This is a genomic window from Nocardioides gansuensis, assembly GCF_003076135.1.
GTDB classification, from domain to species: Bacteria; Actinomycetota; Actinomycetes; order Propionibacteriales; family Nocardioidaceae; genus Nocardioides; species Nocardioides gansuensis.
In genome coordinates this window covers 252,873-272,546 of sequence record NZ_QDGZ01000003.1, presented here as the reverse complement: position 1 = coordinate 272,546, position 19,674 = coordinate 252,873, and the positions used below count along the sequence as shown (strand labels likewise).

17 protein-coding genes are annotated in these 19,674 nt (G+C 72.2%); 8 read left to right on the top strand and 9 right to left on the bottom strand.

Translation table 11 applies throughout. The annotated features are described in order from the left end of the window. Nucleotides 1-22 precede the first annotated feature (22 nt). Nucleotides 23-1,474, top strand: coding sequence for an MXAN_6640 family putative metalloprotease (locus DDE18_RS08270; protein ID WP_116571761.1), 1,452 nt, complete (start codon nt 23-25; stop codon nt 1,472-1,474). A gap of 11 nt (nt 1,475-1,485) precedes the next feature. After that, a complete protein-coding gene (locus tag DDE18_RS08265) occupies nt 1,486-3,063 on the top strand; it encodes an MXAN_6640 family putative metalloprotease (RefSeq protein WP_133241191.1) in 1,578 nt (525 codons plus the stop codon). A 30-nt stretch (nt 3,064-3,093) separates the two neighbouring features. Here the strand turns inward: DDE18_RS08265 and DDE18_RS08260 are convergent, their stop codons facing one another. Genes DDE18_RS08260 through DDE18_RS08250 form a run of 3 tightly spaced genes read right to left on the bottom strand, consistent with a single transcriptional unit; the run spans nt 3,094 to nt 6,449 of the window. After that, entirely contained in the window at nt 3,094-3,552 is a 459-nt protein-coding gene (locus DDE18_RS08260; protein ID WP_116571759.1) for a DUF5709 domain-containing protein, read from the bottom strand. After that, complete coding sequence (locus DDE18_RS08255) at nt 3,552-4,271, bottom strand: UdgX family uracil-DNA binding protein (RefSeq protein WP_116571758.1); 720 nt, start codon at nt 4,269-4,271, stop codon at nt 3,552-3,554. Before DDE18_RS08255 ends, DDE18_RS08260 begins: the two co-directional genes overlap by 1 nt. An 18-nt stretch (nt 4,272-4,289) precedes the next feature. After that, nucleotides 4,290-6,449 (bottom strand): DEAD/DEAH box helicase, encoded by a 2,160-nt coding sequence (locus tag DDE18_RS08250; protein WP_116571757.1) that lies wholly within the window; start codon nt 6,447-6,449, stop codon nt 4,290-4,292. Between the two features lie 392 nt (nt 6,450-6,841). Here DDE18_RS08250 and DDE18_RS08245 point away from each other — a divergent pair, with 392 nt between their 5' ends. Further along, nucleotides 6,842-7,189 (top strand): hypothetical protein, encoded by a 348-nt coding sequence (locus DDE18_RS08245; RefSeq protein ID WP_116571756.1) that lies wholly within the window; start codon nt 6,842-6,844, stop codon nt 7,187-7,189. Between the two features lie 8 nt (nt 7,190-7,197). Beyond that, nucleotides 7,198-7,701: an O-acetyl-ADP-ribose deacetylase gene (locus DDE18_RS08240; protein ID WP_116571755.1), complete on the top strand. Its 504-nt coding sequence runs from the start codon at nt 7,198-7,200 to the stop codon at nt 7,699-7,701. On the opposite strand, the gene DDE18_RS08235 is transcribed toward DDE18_RS08240, so the two are convergent. Then, nucleotides 7,698-8,621 carry a LysR substrate-binding domain-containing protein gene (locus DDE18_RS08235; RefSeq protein ID WP_116571754.1) on the bottom strand — a complete coding sequence of 308 codons (924 nt, stop codon included), beginning with the start codon at nt 8,619-8,621 and terminating at the stop codon, nt 7,698-7,700. The genes DDE18_RS08240 and DDE18_RS08235 overlap by 4 nt on opposite strands. Before the next feature lie 76 nt (nt 8,622-8,697). On the opposite strand from DDE18_RS08235, the gene DDE18_RS08230 reads away from it, so the two are divergent. Genes DDE18_RS08230 through DDE18_RS08220 form a run of 3 tightly spaced genes read left to right on the top strand, consistent with a single transcriptional unit; the run spans nt 8,698 to nt 13,140 of the window. Then, entirely contained in the window at nt 8,698-10,026 is a 1,329-nt protein-coding gene (locus DDE18_RS08230; RefSeq protein ID WP_116571753.1) for an FAD-dependent oxidoreductase, read from the top strand. A 53-nt stretch (nt 10,027-10,079) separates the two neighbouring features. Further along, nucleotides 10,080-11,774 (top strand): NAD(P)/FAD-dependent oxidoreductase, encoded by a 1,695-nt coding sequence (locus tag DDE18_RS08225; RefSeq protein WP_133241190.1) that lies wholly within the window; start codon nt 10,080-10,082, stop codon nt 11,772-11,774. Continuing rightward, the gene (locus tag DDE18_RS08220; RefSeq protein ID WP_116571751.1) at nt 11,767-13,140 is read left to right on the top strand and encodes an adenylate/guanylate cyclase domain-containing protein; all 1,374 of its coding nucleotides are present in this window, start codon (nt 11,767-11,769) and stop codon (nt 13,138-13,140) included. Before DDE18_RS08225 ends, DDE18_RS08220 begins: the two co-directional genes overlap by 8 nt. Here DDE18_RS08220 and DDE18_RS08215 read toward each other — a convergent pair. After that, a complete protein-coding gene (locus DDE18_RS08215; RefSeq protein ID WP_116571750.1) occupies nt 13,127-14,767 on the bottom strand; it encodes an ABC-F family ATP-binding cassette domain-containing protein in 1,641 nt (546 codons plus the stop codon). The genes DDE18_RS08220 and DDE18_RS08215 overlap by 14 nt on opposite strands. Before the next feature lie 51 nt (nt 14,768-14,818). On the opposite strand from DDE18_RS08215, the gene DDE18_RS08210 reads away from it, so the two are divergent. After that, nucleotides 14,819-15,841: an LLM class flavin-dependent oxidoreductase gene (locus DDE18_RS08210; protein ID WP_116571749.1), complete on the top strand. Its 1,023-nt coding sequence runs from the start codon at nt 14,819-14,821 to the stop codon at nt 15,839-15,841. 14 nt (nt 15,842-15,855) lie between these two features. Here the strand turns inward: DDE18_RS08210 and DDE18_RS08205 are convergent, their stop codons facing one another. The 4 genes from DDE18_RS08205 to DDE18_RS08190 all read right to left on the bottom strand — a co-directional run bounded on the left by DDE18_RS08205 (nt 15,856) and on the right by DDE18_RS08190 (nt 19,614). Continuing rightward, nucleotides 15,856-17,070 carry a glycosyltransferase gene (locus DDE18_RS08205; protein WP_116571748.1) on the bottom strand — a complete coding sequence of 405 codons (1,215 nt, stop codon included), beginning with the start codon at nt 17,068-17,070 and terminating at the stop codon, nt 15,856-15,858. Continuing rightward, nucleotides 17,067-17,627 (bottom strand): TetR/AcrR family transcriptional regulator, encoded by a 561-nt coding sequence (locus tag DDE18_RS08200; protein ID WP_165821087.1) that lies wholly within the window; start codon nt 17,625-17,627, stop codon nt 17,067-17,069. The genes DDE18_RS08205 and DDE18_RS08200 overlap by 4 nt, the downstream gene beginning before the upstream one ends. A gap of 107 nt (nt 17,628-17,734) precedes the next feature. Then, nucleotides 17,735-18,541, bottom strand: coding sequence for a histidine phosphatase family protein (locus DDE18_RS08195; protein WP_165821086.1), 807 nt, complete (start codon nt 18,539-18,541; stop codon nt 17,735-17,737). Between the two features lie 17 nt (nt 18,542-18,558). Beyond that, nucleotides 18,559-19,614, bottom strand: a complete 1,056-nt coding sequence (locus DDE18_RS08190; protein WP_116571745.1) for a phosphotransferase — start codon at nt 19,612-19,614, stop codon at nt 18,559-18,561. Between the last annotated feature and the right edge of the window lie 60 nt (nt 19,615-19,674).

Below are 19,674 nucleotides of genomic sequence, written 5' to 3'. Positions count from 1 at the left end.
CTCATCCAGCGAAGGGGGCAACGTGTCCAGGCACTGGCGCGTCCGACTGACTGCCGCGGTCGTCGGACCCCTGCTGGCGGCGACGCCGCTCACGACGGCGCACGCAGACGAGTCCGGTCGCGACCTGACCATCGAGCTGCGCGACGCCTTCCTCGCCCGCCAGGTGCTGGACCCGCGGCTGCGGCAGGACGACCACCGGGCGGGTCTGCTGGCCCGGCCGACCGATCCGCGGGACCCCGACGGCACCCCGTGGGACCCGGCCGCGCCGCGCGCGTCCTCCTGCACGCCCCAGCTGTGCGTCCACTACGTCACCACGACGGCCGACGCGCCGCCGATGGAGTCGTCCGACGGCGTCACCCCCGACTGGGTGCGGCGCACCCTCGAGGTCGGCCAGCACGCGCTCGACACGATGGTCGTCCTCGGCTATCCCGCCCCCGCCTCCGACCGCGGTGCCGGCGGCACGGCCCAGTTCGACGTCTACCTCGCCGAGATCGGCAGCCAGGGCCTCTACGGATACTGCGCGCCCGAGGACTCCGTGCCCGGGCACAAGCACCAGGCCTCCGCCTACTGCGTCTTCGACGACGACTTCGCCGGCTTCCCGATGGGCCCGGACCCCAGCCTGCGAGTCACCGCGGCGCACGAGCTCTTCCACGCCGTCCAGTTCGGCATCGACGCCACCGAGGACCCGTGGTTCCTCGAGGCCACGGCCACCTGGATGGAGGACCAGATCGCCGACGACGTCGACGACAACCGGCAGTTCCTCAAGTCCGGCCAGCTCGGTCGCCGCGGCATCCCCCTCGACCGGTGGGCCGGCGACCTGGCCCCCTACGGCAACTGGATCTTCTTCCAGCACGTCGCCGAGGCCTTCGGCGCCGATGCCGTACGACGGGTGTGGGAGCTCGCCGCGGACCCCGACCGCTTCTCGGTGCAGGCGGTCCGCAAGCTCGTGCAGCGCGAGAACGGGCGATTCCCCGACTTCTACGCCGGTTTCGCGGTGGCCAACCTGCTGCCGGCGCGCAGCTACGACGAGGGGGCGGCCTACGCGCGCCAGCGGGCCGACACCACGGTGCGCCTGGGACCACGGCGCACCACGTGGCGCGACCAGCGCATCGTCGTACCCCACCTGGCCTCGCAGGTCGTGAAGGTCGCCGCCCGCCGGTCCGTCCGGGGCAAGGCCGGCGTGCGCCTGGCCATCGACGGCGGCGCCCGCCGCACCGGCCACGCGGTGCGCCTGGTGGTGCATCGCACCGACGGGCAGGTCGGCCGACGGACCGTGCGGCTGGACAGGCAGGGCCGCGGCCGTGTGCGGGTGGACCTGAGCCGCCGCCACGTCAAGCGGGTCCTGGTCGTGCTGGCCAGCGGGTCGACGCGATATGACTGCCAGAAGAAGACGGACCAGTTCGCGTGCCAGGGCACTCCCCTCGACGACGACGTGACCTTCGACGTCACCGCGACACTCGTCCGCAACCGATGAAGGAGCACTCGTTGCGCAAGGCAATGTCCGCTGGCCTGCTCGCCCTCGTGACCGGGTTGTCGCTGGTGCCGGGCCTCCCGGCCGCCGCCGGGGACGAGGACGGAGCTTCCCCGCGCGTCACCTCCCCGCGCCGCGCCCACCTCGCTCGGCCGACCGCCTCAGCCCTCCCACCGACGCCCCGCGCGGCCCTGGCGGTGGCGAGCCGGGTGCTCGAGGGCGACGCCCGTGCGGGCGACCCCTCGGCCACGGTCGCCCTGCGCGACCTGTGGCTGGCCCGCCCCGACCTCACCGGCGAGGACTCGGAGCAGGCGGAGGCGATGCTGGCGCGCCCCACCGACGGCGCGGCCGACCCCTTCGGCACCGGCTACACGGCCCCGTCGACGAAGACCTGCGGTCCGCACGTGTGCGTCCACTACGTGCCCACCACCGCCGACGCGCCACCGAGCCCGGAGTGGGTGGCCCTCAACCTCGCCACCCTGGAGCAGACCTGGAAGAAGGAGGTCGGCAAGTTCGGCTACCGCAAGCCCGTGGGCGACCGCGGCCTGGGCGGCAACAGCAAGCTGGACGTCTACCTCAAGGACCTCGGTGCCGGCCTCTACGGCTACTGCGCCGCCGAGCACCGGGCCAAGGCCCGCACGGCGAGCGGCTTCTGCGTGCTCGACAACGACTACCACCCGACCCAGTTCCCCGCGGCCACGCCGACCCAGAACCTCCAGGTCACGGCCGCCCACGAGTTCTTCCACGCCGTCCAGTACGCCTACGACTACGGCGACGACGGCTGGTTCATGGAGTCGACGGCCACCTGGATGGAGGAGCGGGTCGCCGACGACGTCGACGACAACCGCCAGTTCCTCCCGGTCAGCCAGCTCAGTGCGCCGATGATCCCGCTCGACGCCTTCAGCACCACCTACGGCTTCCAGTACGGCAACTGGATCTTCTGGGAATACCTCACCAAGCGCTTCGACAAGCGCCTGGTCAAGGACGCCTGGAAGGCCGCAGGCAGCCTGCGCGGCGACGGCCGGAAGTACTCCGTGGAGGCCCTGAAGACGGTGCTCGCGAGGCGCGGCGGGCTCCCGGCGGTCTACGCCGCCTTCGGCAGCGGCAACCTCGTGCCCGCGCAGACCTACCCCGAGGGCAGCGCCTACCCCGCCACGGTGCCGCTGCGCGAGGTCGGGCTGAGCAAGGCAGCCCGCCGCTACGGCGAGACCGTGCGGCTCGACCACCTGACGCACGACTCGATCAAGTTCGTCCCGGGCGCCGACCTCGGCTCTGGCCGCTGGCGGCTCAAGGTCAGGATCGCCGGCCCGTCGCGGAAGTCGGGTCCGGCCGCCCAGGTCCTGGTCGTGCTGCACAACGGCAAGCTGTCCAAGCAGCGGGTGCGCCTCAACCGCAAGGGCAACGGCTCGGTCAAGGTGAAGTTCAGCGCCAGGAAGGTCGCGGCGGTCTTCGTCACCGCGGCCAACGCCTCGACGCGCTACAAGTGCGGCAAGGAGTCGCCGTTCGCCTGCCAGGGCGCGTCCCGAGACGACCAGAAGGCGTTCAAGATCAAGGGCTCGGCCGTCAAGGTGAAGAAGAAGCGCCGCCGCTAGGGTCGGCCGCGTGAGCTGATGGGCTGACGGTCACGGCTCCTCGTCCGGCGGCTCCGGCTCGGCGGTGAGGTGCATGGCGGCCTCCTCGGCGCTCGCGCCGGCGCCGTCGATGCCGACGTCGCGGGCGACCTCCTGGCTGATCACGTCGTCCCCGGTCCCCTCATCGGGCTGGACGAGCCGACCGGCCCGCGGGTCGGGCGTGGCACCGTAGTCGATGTCTTCGGGCAGGGCGTTCTCGTCGGGCTGCGGCTGCTCGGCGTAGGGATCGGGCTCCGGCTCCTCCTGCGAGATGCGCTCCTCGAGCGACTCCCCCTCAAGCAGCTCGCTGCCGGTGGGCCGGTCGTCGTAGCCGTGCGGCGGGCGGTCCGGCGGGGAGTAGCCACGGTCGAGCACGTCGTCGAGGTCCTGGTCCTCCAGGGTGTCCTCCGGCTGGAGCTGGTCCTCGTCGTCGACCGGCTGGTCGCCGTACATCTCGCGGTCCTCGGTCATCACGCCTCCTCGGTGGGTGTGGCTGTCCGTCCATCCTGCGTCGCAGGTCCCTGGTTCCCAACGCCGCCCCTGGCCAGCGCGTCGGCTGCCACGGCCAGGTCGGACACCAGGAGCTCGAAGTCGGTGTCCCGGTCGCGGGAGCGCAGCACCGACGACGGGTGCACCGTCGGGAGCGCCCAGGCAGGCGGCTCTGCCAGCCCGCCCCAGCCCTCCGGCCAGTCGAGCACGCGCCCCCGGTCGCGGGTGACCCGGAAGTCCGCGCCGAACACGGCCTGGCCGGCCGTGCTGCCGAGCAGCACGACGCCGCGCGGGGAGACCAGGCGCAGCTCGGCGACCAGCCACGGGCCGCAGGCGGCAACGTGCAGCCGCGACGGACCCTTGTGCAGCCGTTGCTTGCCGCGCGTCCCCTCCCAGCGGAAGTGCTTGACCGCGTTGGTGCGGAAGACGAGATCGGGGTCGAGGCCCGCCGCGTCGAGCGCCCGGTCGAGCAGCTTGCCGGCCGGCCCGACGAACGGCTCGCCCGCGAGGTCCTCCTGGTCCCCGGGCTGCTCGCCCACCAGCATCAGGGCGGCGTCCCGGGGCCCGGCGCCCACGACCGCCTGGGTGGCGTGCGCGTGGAGGTCGCAGCCCTCGCACTCCTGCGCCGCCCTGCGCAGGGCGGGCAGTCCCCCGCGCCGCGGCACCCATGCCTCGGCACCGGGATACGCGGTGGGAGTCACCGCGCCCCAGTACCCGGCTCAGCGGGGAGGCATGTGGTCGCCGCGCGCCAGCAGGGCGTCGGTGAGCAGCGAGACCAGCGCCTCCAGCTGGATGTCGGCCGACGAGGTGACCTCGGCGTCCGAGCCGTCGAGCGCCCGGGCCGCCAGCCCCGCCTTGGAGTCGATGAGCTCGGCCACCTTGGAGTCGATGGTCTGGGCGGCGATGATCCGCCAGGCCGTGACCGGCTCCTCCTGCCCGATGCGGTGGATGCGGTCGATCGCCTGGGTCTGCTCGGCGTCGGTCCACGAGAGCTCCGCGAGCACCAGGTTGGAGGCGACCTGGAGGTTGATGCCGACGCCCGCCGCGGTCAGCGAGCAGACGATCACCTGCACCTCGGGGTCCTCGACGAAGGCGTCGATGTTGCGGGTGCGCGCCTTGCTGGTCTGGTCGCCGCGGATCGAGGAGTAGCGGATGCCGCGCCGCTCGAAGGTGTCCTCGGCGACGTCCATCACGTCGATGTGCTTGGCGAAGAAGACGACCTTGCCCACGTTGCGGGCCAGCTGGGCCGCGTAGTCGGCCGCGAGCCCGGCCTTGGCCTGGCCGATGCGGCGCATCATCGTGAAGACGTTCTCGCCCGAGCTGCTGCTGTCGGAGTCCTCCCGCTCCCACGTCGCGACGCGGCGTACGAGCTCGAGGTCGATGCCGTCGACGACCTGGCCGGAGGTGCGCGCGGCCAGGGCGCTGTCGTAGCGCTTCACCAGGCGGCGGGCCAGCTCGCGCTCGGCCTCGCGCAGCGAGCGGGCGGCCGCGTCGTCCAGCTCCACCGGGATGTCGGCGATGCGGCGGGCCGGGATGTCCTTGGCGACGTCGACCTTGCGGCGGCGCACGATGCCCATGTCGATGACGGCCTGGCGGGCCGCGGGGTAGAAGCCGGCGTCGGCGGGCGTCCAGCCCGAGTCCTCGAGCTTGTTCATCAGCTCGACGAGCGGCTTCTTCTCGTCGATCCAGCCGAGGAACTGCCAGATGTTGCGGAAGTCCTCGATGTCGTTGATCAGCGGCGTGCCGGTCAGCGCCATCATCAGCGGTCGGCCCGTGCGGGCCCGGATGCGGTCGGCGATGCCGAGCACGTTCTGGGAGCGCTGGGAGGCCTTGTTCTTGATGAAGTGGGCCTCGTCGACCACCATGCCGCGGAACCCGAGGTCGCCCAGCCAGCCGACGTGGCGGTCGAGCACCTCGTAGTTGACGACCACGATGTCGGCGAAGGCGTCGATGTCGTGGCCGTTGCCGTGGATGACCGTGACCTTGCGCATCGGCACCCACTGCTGCGCCTCTCGGGCCCAGTTCATCTTGACCACGTTGGGCACCACGACGAGCAGCGGGAAGGCATCGGCTGCCTGAGCGGCCACGAGCGCCTGCGCCGTCTTGCCGAGGCCGGGCTCGTCGGCGAGGAGGAACGTGCGGTGGCCGTCCCTGGCCGCTGTCACCACCTCGCCCTGGTGGGGCATCAGCTCGAGACCGGGCGGGAGCATCACCGGCGCGGGCTCGGGCAGCCTCATGCACGACGTCGCCCCGCTGCTCGCGCGCTCGAAGGAGCGCAGCAGCGGCTCGATGAGCTCCCAGCCGACGAGGCGGCGGCTCTCCGCCGGAGTCGGCGGCACGGCGCTGAAGTCGGGGACGAGGAACGGGTTGGCGAGCTGGCGGGAGATGACCGACTGGGGTACGACGCGGCGCTGGGGCTGCGCGACGGCGTCGGGGATCTCGGCCCCGTCGGGAGCGGGCGGCTGGGTGCGCTCGATGCCTGCCTGCTCCAGCAGCTCCTCCTTGAGGTCCTCGCCGATCTCGGACAGCACGGCGTCCTCCGCGAGCAGCGAGAGCAGGCTCGGCTCCCGGGCGGCGGTCTTCGCCAGGATCGTGGCGACCCCGTCGAGGCGCTTGAGCTGCTCCTCGCGCTGGGCCTGGCTGAGCGCCTCGTCGGCCTTCAGTCCTGCGCGCGTCTCGCGCACGAGCAGCGCGACGACCTGGAAGCGGGTGCGCACCGAGTTGGCCTGGCCGCGCTCGACCGCGGTCTCGACCTCGCGCACCACCCGGGCGAGCACCGGGATGATGCCCTCGTTGTCGCGCTTGCGGGCGCGCTGGTGGGTGCGCTGGTTGCTGCGCTGGCGGTGGCGACCACCCTGGCGCTGGGCTCCTCGAGCCAAGGACTCCTCCTTCTCGCGTCCCGCGCCCGCGTCGTACGACGAACGCCTGCGCCCCTGGGACACGACACGTGGCGGGGGACCTCCCCGCCGCGATCGGCTCCCGCTGGCCGCGACTGCGGCGACCCGGGGGGCCGTGTGGACCAGCCCTCGGACGGTGACCTCGCCGGGAGCGAGTCGTCCGGCGTGCGGCCGGTGCAGGACCCATGCTACCGCGCCCCGGCGCGCTCGTGCTCCCGGACCCGCAAACGGGTCCGGGAGCAACGGCCGGCGCTGGGGCAAGCGCTCGACCCACGCCACGCTACGGACGCCCGTTCCCGGAGGCATCGCCAGATCGGGGTAGAAGCAGCCGGACACCCGGGATTGCCCCGGACGACGGGCGGGTACGTGACCACATGGATCGGCAGCGGCTGTCCCGGGCCCACGGCGCCTTCAACGTGATCGGCGGCCTGTGGCCCCTGGCCAGCATCAGGTCCTTCGAGGCGGTCTTCGGGCCCAAGGCCGACCGCTGGCTGGAGTACACCGTGGCCTGCCTCCTCATCTCCAACGGCGCGGCCCAGCTGCTGGCCGACCAGGACGACGCGACCGCCCGACGGGTCGGCGTCGGGACCGCCGCCAGCCTGCTGGTGATCGACCTCGTCTTCGTGCCCCGCGGCCGGATCCGGTGGACCTATCTGCTGGACGCGGCGATGGAGGTCGGCTGGCTGGCCGCCTGGGCCCGCCAGGCCCGGGTTCGCGCTTGAATGGGCGCATGGCTCCCACCGTCACCGTCGTCAAGGGCGACATCACCACCGTCCAGGCGGACGCGATCGTGAACGCCGCGAACAACGCGATGCGCGGCGGAGGGGGCGTGGACGGCGCCATCCACCGCGCCGGCGGACCGGCGATCCTGGCGGACTGCGTCGCCCGCTTCCCCGACGGGCTCGCCACCGGCGACGCAGGCTGGACGACGGCCGGGGACCTGCCCGCCCGCTGGGTGATCCACACCGTCGGGCCCAACCACCGCGCCGGCCAGACCGACCGCTCGCTGCTCACGTCCTGCTACCGGCGCTGCCTGGAGGTCGCGGACGAGCTCGGGGCGCGCACGGTCGCGTTCCCGCTCATCAGTGCCGGCGTCTACGGCTGGCCGCTCGACGACGCCGTCGATGCCGCGGTCGAGACCCTCTCGGCGGCCGGATCGGCGGTGGAGGAGGCACGGCTGGTGGCCTTCAGCGACGCGACGTACGCCTCGATCCGCGCCCGCCTGGACGCCTAGCGTCCCCGGCCCACCGCCACGGCCACGAGGTCGCGCGCCGGCCCGGCGGGCGGGTGGGCGCCGCCGGTCCAGACGGCGTGGAGGCGGCGCGACAGGTCCAGCCCGCTCACCGAGATCCGCACCAGCCGTCCCGTGGCGACGTCGTCGCGCACGGCGTGGGCGCCCAGCGCGGCCGGGCCGGCACCGGCCGCCACGGCCGCCCGGACGGCGGCCGTGCTGGTCAGCTCGAGCACCGGCGGCGTCGGCGGGTGGTCACGGAGCGCCCGTTCGAGCACCGTGCGCGTGCCCGAGCCGGCCTCCCGGACGACCCGGGGCGTGGCGGCCAGGGTCGCCGCGCTCACTCGCCGGCTCGACCGCTGGGCCCACGGGTGGTGCGGCCCGACGACGACGACGAGCTCGTCGACGCCGACGAGGCGATGGCTCAGCCCCTCGGGAGCCTCCGGCCCCTCCACGAAGCCGAGGGCCGCCTCCCCCGAGGCCACCATCTGCGCGACCCGCTCGCTGTTGGTGGCCGTGAGGGTGAACTCGGTGACCGGCTGCCCCAGCCGCTCCTGCTGGGAGCGAAGCGCCACCAGCCAGCCGGGCAGCAGGTATTCGGCGATCGTGAGGCTGGCGGCGACGGCCAGGTGGCCGCGCCGGTCCTGGCGCAGCGCCGTCAGGCCGGCATCGAGCTGCTCGGCGGCGTCGAGGACCCGGCTGGACCACTGGACCAGCAGCTCGCCGGTCTCGGTGAGCGCCGACCCGCGGCGGGTGCGAGAGAGCAGGGGCGCCCCGACCAGCGCCTCCATGGTCCGCATCCGCGACGAGGCAGCCTGCTGGGTGATGCCGAGCTCGGCCGCCGCCGAGGACAGGCTCCCGGTGCGCGCGACCACCACCAGGAGCTCGAGGGCGCGCAGCTCCGGCACGTGTGAACCCAACATGGGGCACAAGGCTACCTTGTGACCACACAACCACAACCTCGTTCTGTGGGACGCCACGGGCCCCCAGACTGGCGACATGAGTCTTCGTGTTGCCATCGTGGGTGGTGGTCCGGCGGGCATCTACGCCGCCGACATCCTCACCAAGTCCGAGGCGGACGTCTCCGTCGACATCCTCGAGCGCCTGCCCGCGCCGTTCGGCCTGGTCCGCTACGGCGTCGCCCCGGACCACCCGCGGATCAAGGAGATCGTCAAGGCGCTGCAGCGCGTGCTCGCCAAGCCCGAGGTCCGCTTCCTCGGCAACATCGACTTCGGCGTGGACGTCAAGCTCGAGGACCTCCGCGAGTTCTACGACGCGGTGATCGTCGCCACCGGCGCCATGGCCGACCGCGACCTCGGCATCCCGGGCGAGGAGCTCTCCTTCGGCGCCGCCGACTTCGTGTCCTGGTACGACGCGCACCCGGACGTGCCGCAGACGTGGCCGCTCCAGGCGAAGAGCGTCGCCGTGGTGGGCGTCGGCAACGTGGCCCTCGACGTGGCGCGCGTGCTTGCGAAGACGGGCGACGAGATGCTGGTGACGGACATCCCCGCCCACGTCCACGAGGGCCTGAAGGCCAAGACCATCACCGACGTGCACGTGTTCGCGCGCCGCGGCCCGGCATACGCCAAGTTCTCCCCCCTCGAGCTGCGCGAGCTCAACCACTCCCCCAACGTCGAGGTGATCGTGCACCCCGAGGGCTTCGACGTCGACGAGCACGGCATGGCGCACATCGCCAAGCACAAGGCCCAGAAGATGGTGCTCGACACCCTCGCCAACTGGGTCGGCCGCGACCCCGTCGGCAAGCCGCACCGGATCCACCTGCACTTCTGCGAAGCGCCCACCGAGATCCTCGGCGACCAGAACGGCGTGACCGCGCTGCGCACCGAGCGCACGCACTCCCCGAACGCCGACGGCAACGTGGAGGGCACCGGCGAGTTCACCGACTGGGAGGTCCAGCAGGTCTACCGGGCGATCGGCTACCGCAGCTCCGCGCTGCCGGGCCTGCCCTTCGACGACCGCGCCGCGGTCATCCCGAACGACGAGGGCCGCGTGCTGGACCTCGACGGCGCGCCGATCCCGGGCACCTACGTGACCGGCTGGATCAAGCGCGGCCCGGTCGGCCTCATCGGGCACACCAAGTCCGACGCGGCCCAGACCGTGGCGCACCTGCTCGAGGAGACCACCGCGACTGCCCCCTCGCGGGACGCCACCGACGTGGACGCCTACTTCGCCGACCGTGGCGTCGAGGTCGCGACCTACGACTACTGGGAGCGTCTCGACCAGCACGAGATCGCCCTGGGCGAGGCCCAGGACCGCCTCCGGGTCAAGGTCGCCACCCGCGAGGAGATGCTCGCCGCCGGCCGCTGATCTACCGCATTCTGGCGACGCTGCCTCGCACCCGGCGCGCCTAGGCTCGCGGGGTGCTCGCAGAGTGGGGCGACCGTCCGATGCTGCTCGCCGTCCAGCAGGACGCGCGCCGGCTCCGGCGAGTGGAGGGCGAGCTCGAACGCGCGTTCGGGGGCGACTACCTCGTCCGCGGCGAGCTCACCTGCCCGGACGCCGTACGCACGCTGGAAGGCGCGCACGAGCGTGGCGAACGCGTGGCGGTGGTGCTGGTCGACGAGGCCTTCGCGGACGACGGCCGCTCGTGGGTGCTCTCGACCGCGCGGACGCTGCATCCCGAGGCCAAGCGTGCCCTGCTCGTCCCCTGGGGCGCGTGGGCCGACCGCGCCACCGGCCGCCGGATCCTGCAGGACATGGCGATGCGGGACGTCGACTACTACGTGCTGGCGCCCTGGCGGCAGGGTGACGAGCTGTTCCACCGCACCGTCGCCGAGTTCGTGCAGGACTGGTCCCGCAACGAGCCGTCGAGCTTCCGCGAGGTCGTCGTGGTCGCCCGGCGCGGGTCGGCCCGCGGCTTCGAGATCAACGACCTGCTCAGTCGCAACCGGGTGCCCTACTCCTTCCGGCAGCCGGACTCCCCGTTGGGGCGGGAGGTGCTGGAGCGATTCGGTGAGCCGGGCTGCGAGGTCGTGGTCTGGATGCCGGCGCTCGGAGGCGTCAGTCTGGTGGATCCGACCAACGTCGAGATCGTGGAGGCCTGGGGCTTCTCGACCGGCCTGGCCGAGGACGAGCGTGACTACGACCTGGTCTGTGTCGGCGCCGGGCCCGGGGGCCTGGCGGCGGCGGTGTACGGCGCGTCCGAGGGCCTGAGGACGCTGGTCGTGGAGCGGGAGGCACTCGGCGGGCAGGCCGGCACCAGCTCGCTGATCCGCAACTACCTGGGCTTCTCCCGCGGGCTCAGCGGCTCGGAGCTCGCCCAGCGCGGCTACCAGCAGGCCTGGGTCTTCGGTGCTCACTTCGTCCTGATGCGTGAGGTGGCCGGACTGAGGCGGGCCGGTGACCGGTGTGTCCTGGACATCACGGGTGTCGGAGACGTGACCGCACGCGCGGTCGTGCTCGCCACGGGCGTGACCTACCGGCGCCTCGGGGCAGCGAACCTCGAGCGGCTCACCGGCCAGGGTGTCCACTACGGCGCCAGCGTGTCGGCGGCGCACTCCCTGGCGGGACTCACGGCGGCCGTGGTCGGTGGCGGCAACTCCGCCGGACAGGCGGTGCTGCACCTCGCGCGCTACTGCGAGCGCGTGCACCTGGTCGTCCGAGGCGGCGACCTGCGGCAGGGCATGTCGGCGTACCTCGTCGACGCGATCGCCGCCGAACCGCTTGTCGAGACCCACCTGGACACCGAAGTCGTGGACGGGCTCGGCGAGAGCCGGCTGGAAGCGGTGCGGATACGCAACCGCACGTCCGGGCAGGAGGACGAGGTCAAGGTCGACGGCCTCTTCGTGATGATCGGCGCCGAGCCCCGCACCGACTGGTTGCCGCCGGAGCTCGGACGGGACCGGTTCGGCTTCCTGTTGACCGGAGCGGACGCCGGGGCGTCCCCGGCGTGGCAGTCCGGGCGCGCGCCGTACCCGCACGAGACGACGCTGCCGGGGGTCTTCGCGGTGGGCGACGTCCGCTGCGGCTCGGTCAAGAGGGTCGCCTCCGCGGTGGGCGAGGGCTCGGTCGTCGTCTCACAGGTCCACATGTTCCTGAGCACGCCTCATGCCTGACCGGTCCGCGACCCACACCGTCCTGGCGCTGGGCGTCCTGGCCCTCCTGCTGCCGCTGGTGGGACTCGCGCTGCTGCTCGCCGAGCCCCGCCTGGACGCGAGGTGGGAGCACCATCCGGCGCACTTCTGGCTCGTCCTCGTCTCCGCGGGACTGGCTGCCTGCCTGGCCTACGCCACCGGGCAGGCAGCGATCCGGCGCGGTGATGCGCGGGTCCTCCTGGTCTCGCTGACGTTCCTCAGCTCGGCCGGCTTCCTCGGGCTGCACGCCCTGGCCACTCCGGGCGTGCTGCTGGAGACCAGCAACACCGGCTTCCAGGCCGCCACGCCGATCGGCATCGCGGTGGGCGCCGTGTTCGCCGCCAGGTCGGGGGCGCGCCTGTCCGAGAGTGGAGCGGTCAGGGAGGTACGCCGTGGCAAGGTGCTGCGGATCGTCCTCCTCGCGGCCATGCTGCTGTGGGGTGCCTGGTCGCTGGCGGGTCTCCCGCCCCTGGACCGGCCCCCCACAGGCGAGGCCCTGCCGGTCGTCCTGGCCGTGCCCGCGGTGCTCCTCTACCTGCTCAGCGCCGTCCGCTACGCGCAGCTCTGGCGTCGGCGCCCCTCCCTGATGCTGGTGGCGATGCTGTCGGCGTTCGTCCTGCTCGCCGAGGCGATGGTCGCGATCGCCCTGGCGCGCAACTGGCACCTGAGCTGGTGGGAGTGGCACGTGCTGATGATGGCCGCGTTCGGCCTGGTGGCCCTCGGCGCGTGGAGGTCATGGCACGAGGAGCGCTTCGCCGACCTCTACCTGCCCGGCACGAGCGGCGGCAGCCGCACGATCAGCGTGCTCTTCGCCGACCTCCAGGGGTTCACCACGTTCTCGGAGAACCACGCGCCCGAGGAGGTGACGGCCATGCTCAACACCTACTTCGCCGTGGCCGTGCCGGCAGTGGTGTCCCCGCACGGCGGGGACGTCGACCGCATCGTCGGCGACGCGCTGATGGTCACCTTCAACAAGCGGGGCGACCAGCCCGACCACGCGCGCCGCGCGTGCGCCGCAGGCCTGGCGTTCCAGCGAGCATGTGGCGAGGTCTCGTCCGCGCATCCGGACTGGCCCCGGTTCCGCGTCGGCATCAACTCCGGCGAGGTGTCGGTGACCTTGCTCGGCACCGCCGGTGGCCGCACCCACACCATCATCGGCGACGTCGTGAACACCGCGTCGCGCATCGAGGGCAAGGCCCCCGCCGGGGGCGTCGCGATCGGACCCGGGACGAGGGCACTGGTGCCCGACGCCCGCACCACGTCGCTGGGCGAGCTCGACCTCAAGGGCAAGAGCAGGCCCATCGAGGCGCACCTGCTGCTCGGGCTGGGCGACGTCAGCGCTCGGTGACCCGGCCGGCCTCCACGTGGAGCTCCCGGGTGGTCTCGACGGCCGTGAGCATCCGGCGGTCGTGGGTGACGAGGAGCAGGGTGCCGGGATAGTCCGCCAGCGCCGCCTCGAGCTGCTCGATCGCGGGGAGGTCGAGGTGGTTGGTCGGCTCGTCGAGGACGAGCAGGTTGACGCCGCTCGCCTGGAGGAGCGCCAGCGCGGCCCGCGTCCGCTCCCCCGGCGAGAGGCTGGACGCGGGGCGCAGGACGTGGTCGGACCTGAGGCCGAACTTCGCGAGCAGCGTGCGCACCGGCTCGGGCGCCAGGTCGGGCACATGGCGCTGGAAGGCGTGGACGAGCGGCTCGTCCCCCTCGAAGAGCCGTCTCGCCTGGTCGACCTCACCCACGACGACGCCGGGGCCGAGGTGCACTGATCCCTCCGTGAGCTCGATCCGGCCGAGCAGGGCGGCCAGCAGGGTCGACTTCCCGGATCCGTTGGGTCCGGTGATGGCCACCTTCTCCGCCCAGCCGATCTCGAGGGTCACCGGCCCGAGGGTGAAGTCCCCCAGGCGTACGACGGCCTCCCGCAGCGCCGCGGTCACCGCGCCGGAGCGCGGTGCGGCGGCGATCTCCATCCGCAGCTCCCACTCCTTGCGGGGCTCCTCGACCACGTCGAGGCGCTCGATCGCGCGCTCGGTCTGGCGGACCTTGGAAGCCTGCTTCTCGCTGGACTCGATGCGGAACCGGCGGATCGACTTGTCCGGCTCGTCGTTGATGCTGCGGCGTGCGTTGCGGACGCCCTGCGCCGCCCAGCTGCGCTGGGTGTTGGCGCGCGCCTGCAGGCTCGCCACCGTGCCGGCGTACTCCTCGTAGGCCTCACGCGCGTGCCGCCGCGCGACCTCCCGCTCGTGCAGCCACGCGTCGTAGCCGCCGCCGTAGATGTTGATCGTGCGCTGGTGGAGGTCGAGCTCGACGATGCGGTTGACCGTGCGGGCGAGGAACTCCCGGTCGTGGCTGACGATCACTGCGCCGGCCCGCAGCTCGGTGACGAAGCGCTCGAGGCGGGCGAGTCCGTCGAGGTCGAGGTCGTTGGTCGGCTCGTCGAGCAGGAACACGTCGTATCTCGAGAGCAACAGGCTCGCGAGGCCGGCACGCGCGGCCTGGCCGCCCGAGAGCGAGGTCATCGGCTGGTCCAGGTCGACGGCGAGGCCGACGTCGACGGCCACGGCCTCCGCCCGCTCGTCGAGGTCGGCGCCGCCGAGGGCGAGCCAGCGCTCGAGGGCCAGGGCGTAGGCGTCGTCGGCTCCCTCCTCTCCCGCCGCGAACCGCTCCGTGGCGTCGTCGAAGGCGGTCTGCGCGTCCGCCACGCCGGTGCGCCGCGCCAGGAACATGCGGACCGTCTCGCCCTCGCGGCGCTCGGTCTCCTGGGGGAGGTAGCCGACCGTCGCCGTCGCCGGCACGACGGTCACGGTGCCGTCCTCGGGCACGCGGACGCCGGCCAGGGTCTGCAGCAGCGTGGACTTGCCTGCGCCGTTGGGCCCGACCAGCCCCGTCAGGTCGCCGGGCGCGACCACGAGGTCGAGCCCCGAGAAGAGGGAGGTGGCGCCGCGGCGTGCTGCCAACCCCGAGGCCTTGATCGTCGCGCTCACCCGGGCGAGGCTACTGGGAATGGGTCCGTCCACCCGAAGGGTTATCCCGCCATGAAGAAGATCGGCTTCCTGTCCTTCGGCCACTGGACCCCCTCGCCGCAGTCGGCCGCACGGTCGGCGAGCGACGTGCTGCTGCAGTCGATCGACCTCGCGGTGGCGGCCGAGGAGCTGGGCGCCGACGGCGCCTACTTCCGGGTGCACCACTTCGCCCGCCAGCTGGCCTCCCCCTTCCCGCTGCTCGCCGCCGTGGGAGCGCGCACCAGCCGGATCGAGATCGGCACGGGCGTGATCGACATGCGCTACGAGAACCCGGCCTACATGGTCGAGGACGCCGGCGCCGCCGACCTGATCGCGGGCGGGCGGCTGCAGCTCGGCATCAGCCGGGGATCACCGGAGCAGGTGATCGAGGGCTGGCGGCACTTCGGCTTCGCCCCCGCCGAGGGCGAGACGGATGCCGACATGGGACGCCGGCACGCCGAGGTGTTCCTCGAGCTCCTGTCCGGCCGCGGCTTCGCCCAGCCCAACCCGCGCCCGATGTTCCCCAACCCGCCCGGACTCCTGAGGATCGAGCCGCACTCCGAGGGGCTGCGGGAGCGCATCTGGTGGGGGGCTGGGTCCGACGCGACCGCGGGGTGGGCGGCCGGCAAGGGCATGCACCTGATGAGCTCGACGCTGAAGTTCGACGAGTCGGGCGAGCCCTTCCACATCCAGCAGCGCAAGCAGATCGAGGCCTTCCGCGCCGCCTGGCAGGACGCCGGCTGGGAGCACGAGCCGCGCGTCTCCGTGAGCCGCAGCATCTTCGCCCTCGTCGACGAGCGCGACCACGCCTACTTCGGCCACGAGGGAGCCGGGTCCGACCAGTTCGGCTACATCGAGCCCGAGAAGCGCGCGGTCTTCGGACGCACGTACGCCGCGGAACCGGACAAGCTGGTCGAGCAGCTCGCCCAGGACGAGGCCATCGCGGCCGCCGACACCCTGCTGCTCACCGTGCCCAACCAGCTCGGCGTGGACTACAACGCTCACGTGCTCGAAGCGATCCTGACCCACGTCGCGCCCGAGCTCGGCTGGCGCTGACGCCCGGCCGGGATTCAGCCGAGCAGCTGCTCCAGCCGGTCGACGGCCAGCGATGCGCCGCCTTCGTGCTTCATCCGCTCCGCGAAGGCTCGCGTGGCCGGCTCCAGCTCTCGCGCCCGACGTACGGCGTCGCGCAAGGAGGCGGGGCTCAGCTTCTTGCGAGGCAGGAACACGCCGACACCTACCGCCTCGACCCGGCGACCGACCTCGGCCTGGTCACGCCCGAAGGGCACCACGACGACCGGGACCCCGGCCGAAAGAGCCTTCTGGGTGGCGCCGAAGCCGCCGTGCGTGACAGCCACCACTGCCCGTGGCAGCACGTGGGAGTGGGGGACGAACTCCTCGAGATGGGCGTTCGCGGGCAGCTCCACCTCTTCGACGCCTGCGGGCATGGTGGCCACCACGTCGAGTGGCTCCTCCGCCAGCGCGGCGAGCGCGACCCGCACCAGCTCGCCGTCGTCCTGGAACTCCGAGGACGTGGTGACCAGGGCGATCGGGCGGCTGAGCGGGTCGAGCCAGGCAGGCGGGTCGACCGGGGGGTCCCAGTTGAGCGGACCCGTGAAGCAGAAGGAGTCCGGCCAGTCGCTGCGCGGATAGTCGAACGACTCCGAGGTGACGTAGAGCGTCAGCGGGGCCCGGGTGAACGTGTCGCGGGCGTCGCGGACCGGCGAGGCCCCCACCGAGGCTCGCAGCTCGTTGAGCTTCGGCACGACCACGCGCTCGACCGCGCCGAGGGTCAGGGGCCGCAGCAGGCGGTTGCGCAGTCGTCCCAGCGGGCCGCCCATCGGCTTCAGCCCGGGCCCGAAGGGTGGCACCTCGTCGGAGGGCACCGGGGTGGGCGCGTGCTGCACGACCGCCCACGGCCCACCCCAGGTCTCCGCCACGGCCGCGGCACCCCAGGTGACCACGTCGACCAGCAGCAGGTCGGGCTGCTCCTCCTCGATCGCGGCTCGCATCTCGGGCACCTCGAGCGCACCGCGACGCACGAAGCTGACGACGCCGAGCTTGAGCGACTCCACCGGGTTCTTGCCCTTGTAGTCCTCGAGCTGGATGGCGTCGATCTCGGCGGTGACCGCATCCGCCTTGAGCCCCATCTCCCGAAGTCGTGGGACCTCGGCGCCCATCGTGCGGATGACCACCTCGTGCCCGCGCCGCTTGAGCTCGAGCAGGATCGGGACGGTCGGGAACAGGTGCCCGCGGACGGGCGCCGTGTAGCAGAGGACCTTCATGGCAGCACTCCCTCCAGGAGCTCGACGAGCGCCAGCTCCGTCTGGCGTTGTGAGAGGCCCTGCTGCCTCCGCAGCAGGAACCACGTGTAGAGGTCGCAGACGGCGACGAGCTGGGCGAGCATGCGTCGGCGATCGACGCCCCGCTCGGCATCGAGCCACGGCGCGAAGACGCGGCCGATCCACTCGGCGTGGACGCGCCTGCCGTGCGCGCTCACCTCGGCGTACGCCGGGACGCGCAGCTCCTGGCGGAGCACGTGCAGGATCAGGTCGCCCTCGGACTCGTAGTGCTCCACGAGGTTGGCGACCGCGCCCCGGATGTCTCCCACCGGTGCCTCGGCCCGCTGGGACTCCGTCCGTGGCCGGGAGACCTGCACCAGGGCTCGGACGATGCCTTCCTTCGACCCGAACCTGCGGATCACCGTCTGCACGCTGACGCCGGCGTCGACCGCGATGGCGTCGAGGGTGACCTCGTCGTAGTAGGCCGCAGCGAAGTGGTCCAGCGCCGCAGCGAGGATCCGCTCCCCCGTCTGTCTGGCCGCGTCCGCGCGGCTGGTCATCGTGTACGACCTTTTCATGTTAATAACATTGACATGAAATGCCGTGGCGACGGAAGCCCGGTCTAGACAGGATGCGAGCATCCGGCCTGGAGGGCGTGGCCGCGGGGTCAGGACCGGTCGCTGTCGGTGGTCTCCTCGCCGAGGTACTCGGCACCGGTGTCCGGCGCGGCCCCCGGAACCTGGACCGGCATGAAGCTGAGGTACTCAGGCCCGAGGTGCTGGATGTCCGTCATCAGCCACTTCCAGCCCTCTCGGCGGTTGAACATCAGGGGAATCAGGCCGGTGTTGTCCCACCAACCCAGCTTCGTGAAGCCACGGTAGGCGGACAGCTGTGCGGGCGTGTCCAGCCCGTGGACCGTGATGAACATGAGGTGCGCGAGCCAGACCTTGAGGATGCCACCGTGCGCGACGACCACGACCAGGGCCTCCCTGCGGGCCTCGAGGTAGCGGGAGATGGCCTCGGCTCGCCGCCAGAGGTCGTAGAGGTTCTCCTCGTCTGAATAGTGACCGTCCGGCTGGTCCGCGACCGCCATGGCGGCGTGCTGGATCTCCCGGGCACGGGGGTCGTCGAATCGCAGCCCCTCCAGCTCGCTGGGCACATCGATCTCCCGCAGCAGCGAGTCACAGGTGAGGACGTCCGGATCGTCCGCCGGAACATCCAGCCAGGAGGAGGAGCCCTGGGTCACGGGTACGAGGTGCGGGCTGCCGGTCGCCTCAGCGATCAGGGCTGCGGTCGTGTGAGCCCGCAGGTAGCCGCTGCTCACGATGACGTCCACGGGAAGGGCACTCAGTCGCTCGGCCAGGCGGCGCGCGTCTGCCTCGCCTCTCGGCGTGAGCGGGTCGGACAGGCTCTGGTTGCCGGCCTGGAAGGTGTTGGTCGCATTCGTCTGGCTCTCGCCGTGGCGAATTGCCACGAACCTTTGATTGTCTGTCATGCCGACATCCGTTCCATGACGTCGCGGATGAACTCGTGCGTCACCTTCACGTCGAGCTCGTCGTGATCGGACCCAGCCGTCCGATGTTCGGCCTGGAGGACCGCTTGGACCAGCTGGGCCGTGAGCAGCGACGTCTCGGCGACGACGCTGGGGTACGACTCCCCGAACCCGGCCAGGAGCTCGCGGTCGCGCAGGAGTGTCTCCGACGCGCTGTCGTCCCGCCGATGGCGACGCTCGTTGAAGTCGACGTTGTTGGTCATCGGCGCGATGTCCCACGAAGGGTCACCGCAGAGCGGGTTGGGGTCGAACAGGCTGATCCTGATCGGGTCATAGCTGCGCATCGCGATGTTGCGGATGGAGACGTCACCGTGCAGGTAACGGGGTTCATCGACGTACGGGCACTGCCGGATGAAGGCGCGCGCGTGGTCGATCTGACGGTCCCGGATCCCCAGGCCCCTGACGTAGTCGGCATGCTGCATGAAGAACTCCTCGAGATAGGCGCTCCAGGCGTGGTAGGTCCGCTCGGCACCCGCCGAGTCCGCGAAGTTTCCGAAGCCGGTCGCACCCCGCGCCTGGTGCAGGCGGTGCAGCTCGGCGCCGAGCTGCCGCCCCACCTCGCGAGCAGCCGTGGGCGACCGCTTCAGGTACTCCACTGCGGTTTCCACGATGTCGCCCTCGTCGTTGACCATGGCGGCGAGGACCAGATACTTGACCGGCCGCGTGCCGGTCCCCGGCACCGTGCCGGCGCCCAGCACCCGCGGGACGCAGGAGGTGTACTCCTGCCAGGCGCGCAGTGCTCTCGCCTCGGCCTCCAGGCCATGGTCGTTCAGCTTCACGACAACGTCCTGGCCGTTGCGCCGGACCAGGTAGGTCAGCGCGTCGACGCCGCCATCCAGGGAGACGACCTGGTTCTCATCCAGTGACGCGGCGTCAGGGAGCACGCCGGCCTCTTCCAGCACCCACCTGAGACGGTCTTCTCCCTTGATCCGCGGGCCACCCCCGGACGGGGCCTCACCGGCGGAACCAGAGTGGGGGATGCGGGACTTCCCCATGCTCCGAGGGTACGACGCGCCATCGCCCCCCGGCCAAGAACTTCTGCGCTTGCCAGGCGC

Coding starts and splice junctions, on each gene's coding strand:
- DDE18_RS08260 (WP_116571759.1), bottom strand. CDS start 3,552: ATGACCGAGGACCGCGAGATGTACGGCGACCAGCCGGTCGACGACGAG.
- DDE18_RS08245 (WP_116571756.1), top strand. CDS start 6,842: ATGGATCGGCAGCGGCTGTCCCGGGCCCACGGCGCCTTCAACGTGATC.
- DDE18_RS08240 (WP_116571755.1), top strand. CDS start 7,198: ATGGCTCCCACCGTCACCGTCGTCAAGGGCGACATCACCACCGTCCAG.
- DDE18_RS08235 (WP_116571754.1), bottom strand. CDS start 8,621: ATGTTGGGTTCACACGTGCCGGAGCTGCGCGCCCTCGAGCTCCTGGTG.
- DDE18_RS08230 (WP_116571753.1), top strand. CDS start 8,698: ATGAGTCTTCGTGTTGCCATCGTGGGTGGTGGTCCGGCGGGCATCTAC.
- DDE18_RS08220 (WP_116571751.1), top strand. CDS start 11,767: ATGCCTGACCGGTCCGCGACCCACACCGTCCTGGCGCTGGGCGTCCTG.
- DDE18_RS08210 (WP_116571749.1), top strand. CDS start 14,819: ATGAAGAAGATCGGCTTCCTGTCCTTCGGCCACTGGACCCCCTCGCCG.
- DDE18_RS08205 (WP_116571748.1), bottom strand. CDS start 17,070: ATGAAGGTCCTCTGCTACACGGCGCCCGTCCGCGGGCACCTGTTCCCG.
- DDE18_RS08200 (WP_165821087.1), bottom strand. CDS start 17,627: ATGACCAGCCGCGCGGACGCGGCCAGACAGACGGGGGAGCGGATCCTC.
- DDE18_RS08190 (WP_116571745.1), bottom strand. CDS start 19,614: ATGGGGAAGTCCCGCATCCCCCACTCTGGTTCCGCCGGTGAGGCCCCG.